This is a genomic window from Pseudomonas sp. GXM4, from assembly GCF_008923895.1.
Lineage (GTDB): Bacteria > Pseudomonadota > Gammaproteobacteria > Pseudomonadales > Pseudomonadaceae > Aquipseudomonas > Aquipseudomonas atacamensis.
Map to the genome: position 1 here is coordinate 1 of NZ_WBRZ01000403.1, position 3,365 is coordinate 3,365.

The window sequence follows — 3,365 nt, forward strand, 5'->3', positions numbered from 1 at the left end:
TAAATCCCCTCACCACAAGGTCGGTGATAGGCAGATAGGTCTTTTCAGCCAATCAATGGCGTTTTCGCCCAATCAAGCCGATCCGCAGACACCGGCCGCCCAAACCAGTAGCCCTGCCCCAGATCGCATTCCTGCGCCAACAGAAATGCCGCCTGCTCAGCCTGCTCGATCCCCTCGGCATGCACCTGCATACCCATGCTCCGCGCCAGCGCGATGATCACCCGGACAATCGCCACGTCATCCTCATCCCACGGCAACCCGGCGACGAAGCCCTGATCGATCTTGAGTTTCTGCACCGGCAGGCGCTTGAGCCGCAGCAACGACGAATAGCCGGTGCCGAAATCATCGATGGCCAGACGCACACCCAGCTCGCGCAAGCGATGCATCTGTTCCAGCGCCACTTCGGGATCATCCATCACCGCGCTTTCGGTAACTTCCAGTTCCAGATACGCCGGATCCAGCCCGGTGTCGTGCAGCACCTGCGCCACCTGCTGGTAAAGCTCACGCCGGGCAAACAGCCGCGACGAAACATTCACCGCGACGAACGCCAGCACCACACCGCTCTGCTGCCATTGGCACATCTGTCGGCAGGCCTGCTGCATCACCCAGGCATCGATCTCGGCGATCAGCCCGGTGCGCTCGGCAATCGGAATGAATTCTGCCGGCGACACCAGCCCGCGCTGCGGATGCTGCCAGCGCACCAGTGCCTCGACGCCGATCAGACGGCTGCTGTGCAGGTCATGCACCGGTTGGTAGTAGACGCGCAACTCCTCCTGCTCCAGTGCACGGCGCAGCTCGAAGGCGATTTCGACCCGTTGCTGGGCATGGGCGGTCAGCTCTTCGGTATACAGCGCGTAGCCATTGCGTCCGCTGCTTTTGGCCTTGAACAGCGCGCTGTCGGCGTTGCGTAACAACTGCTCGGCGCTGAGGGCATCGCTGGGAAACAGGCTGATACCGATGCTGGCGTTGATGAACAGTTGATTGCCATCTACCAGCACCGGCTCCTTCAACGCGTCCAGAGTCCGTTGCGCCAGCGCGGCGGCCTGGGCCGGCTGTGGACAACTTTCCGCGAGCACCGCGAACTCGTCACCGCCGAGCCGCGCCAAGGTAATGCCGTGGCCGAACAGTTCCTGCAAACGCGTCGCCACCGCTTTTAGCAACCGATCGCCGACGTTATGCCCTAGGCTGTCGTTGATCATCTTGAAATGATCCAGATCGAGCATCAGCAGCGCGCAGCCGCGCTTGTGTGTCTGCGCGGAAGACAACGCCTGCTCGGCGCGGTCGCTGAACAGCAGGCGATTGGGCAGATCGGTCAACGGATCGTGATGCGCCAGGTGTTTGAGCTCGGACTCGGAATCCTTGATCGCACTGATGTCGGAGAACACCGCCACGTAATGGCTGAGCCGGCCGGAATCATCGTGAATCACCCGGATGGTTTGCCACTGTGGATAAATCTCGCCAGTCTTGCGCCGGTTCCAGATCTCGCCGCTCCATTCACCTTCAGCCTCTAGGGTGGCGAACATCGCCTGATAGAAGCCCGGCGGATGATGGCCGGACTTGAACAGACTCGGCTGCTGGCCGATGACTTCGTCGCGCCGATAACCGGTGATCTCGATAAAGGCGCGGTTGACGTGAACGATCAGACCACGGTGATCGGTTACCAGCACGCCTTCGCGGGTGCAATCGAACACGGCGGCCGCCTGACGCAGGCGCTCCCGGTCGCTGTGGCGCTCGCGCAGGCGGGCACCGATGCCGAGAAACCGACACAGCCGCGCCCGCGCAAGAAAAATCAGCCCGGCGCTGACCGCTGCCAGCAAATAACCGTTGATCAGTTGCCAGCGGGCCAGCGCACTGGAGTCATCGAAGAATCTGCTTAATAAATGATCGGAAACCTGCAGCCACACGGCGGCGAGTACGAGGTAGAGCAGCGCTGCACGCAAGGCATCGCGGTAAGTCGCAGACATTCGGTCGTCCATGTCCCTACAAAAAGGTTGGAATTATAGGTGAAGAAACATTCAGCGACTTCTTATCTGAAAGGGCGACTGGTTTTATCTGTGTGCTTAGTGATAATGCAACGGCTGTTTTTATCTTTATCGAGGGCCCTATAGCCTATGTGGTACGAAGGTTTTCTTGGCTTGTCGGCCTGGTCACTGGTCGCGGTCACCCTGCTGATGACCCATGTGACGATTGTTGCCGTCACGGTCTATCTGCACCGTTACTCGGCCCATCGCTCGCTCGAGCTGAATGCAGGCCTCAAGCACTTTTTCCGTTTCTGGCTGTGGCTGACCACGGCGCAGAACACCCGCGAGTGGACCGCCATCCACCGCAAACACCACGCCAAATGCGAAACCGAGGATGACCCGCACAGCCCGGTCATCAAGGGTCTGTCCACCGTACTGCGCACCGGTGCCGAGCTGTACCGCAGCGAAGCGCAGAACCCGGAAACCTTGCGTATCTACGGCAAGAATTGCCCGGAAGACTGGATCGAACGCAACCTCTACAGCCGCTATCCGCTGCTGGGTGTGGCGATCATGGGCGTGATCGACCTGCTGCTGTTCGGCACCATCGGCATCACCATCTGGGCCATCCAGATGATGTGGATTCCAGTGTGGGCCGCTGGCGTGATCAACGGTCTGGGCCATGCCGTCGGCTACCGCAATTTCGAATGCCGTGACGCAGCGACCAATCTGGTGCCGTGGGGCATCCTGATCGGCGGCGAAGAACTGCACAACAACCACCACACCTACCCCAACTCGGCCAAGCTGTCGGTGAAAAAGTGGGAATTCGACCTCGGCTGGGCGTGGATCAAGGTCTTCTGCTTCCTGCGTCTGGCCAAGGTGCAGCGGGTCGCACCGATTGCCCACCGCGTCGAAGGCAAGGGCAGCCTGGACATGGACACCGCCATGGCGATCCTCAACAACCGCTTCCAGATCATGGCCCAGTACCGCAAATTGGTGATCGGCCCGCTGGTCAAGCAAGAGCTGGCCAAGGTCGATCACTCGGTGCGCCACCAGTTCCACCGGGCCAAACGCCTGCTGTCGCGGGAAACCAGCCTGCTGGAAGACCGTCATCACTTGCGCATCCAGACCATGCTCGAACACAGCCATGCGCTGAAAGTGATCTACGAGAAACGCCTGGCTTTGCAGCAGATCTGGGTCAAGACCAGTTCCAATGGCCACGACATGCTCGCCGCCATCAAGGAATGGATTCACGAGGCCGAGGCCAGTGGCATCCAGTCGTTGCGTGACTTTGCTGATCAGCTGAAAACCTACTCGCTGCGTCCTGCGACTGCCTGATCGGCAACGAGGCTGCGATCTCGAAGATCGCAGCCTCGTTGCATACGGCGCCTCCTTAACCCGGCCGCC

The 3,365-nt window shown here is 60.3% G+C and carries 2 protein-coding genes; one reads left to right on the top strand and one right to left on the bottom strand.

Translation table 11 applies throughout. The annotated features are described in order from the left end of the window. Positions 1–44: 44 nt before the first annotated feature. On the bottom strand, positions 45–1,964 hold the full coding sequence (gene dibA, locus F8N49_RS26605) for a phosphodiesterase DibA (RefSeq protein WP_151553226.1): 1,920 nt from the start codon (positions 1,962–1,964) through the stop codon (positions 45–47). Positions 1,965–2,111: 147 nt separating this feature from the next. On the opposite strand from dibA, the gene desA reads away from it, so the two are divergent. Then, positions 2,112–3,296 carry a delta-9 fatty acid desaturase DesA gene (gene desA / locus F8N49_RS26610; RefSeq protein ID WP_071174023.1) on the top strand — a complete coding sequence of 395 codons (1,185 nt, stop codon included), beginning with the start codon at positions 2,112–2,114 and terminating at the stop codon, positions 3,294–3,296. Positions 3,297–3,365: the final 69 nt, after the last annotated feature.

Bases quoted from the DNA above. Each gene is read 5' to 3' on its own strand.
- dibA (WP_151553226.1), bottom strand. From the start codon at position 1,964: ATGTCTGCGACTTACCGCGATGCCTTGCGTGCAGCGCTGCTCTACCTC.
- desA (WP_071174023.1), top strand. From the start codon at position 2,112: ATGTGGTACGAAGGTTTTCTTGGCTTGTCGGCCTGGTCACTGGTCGCG.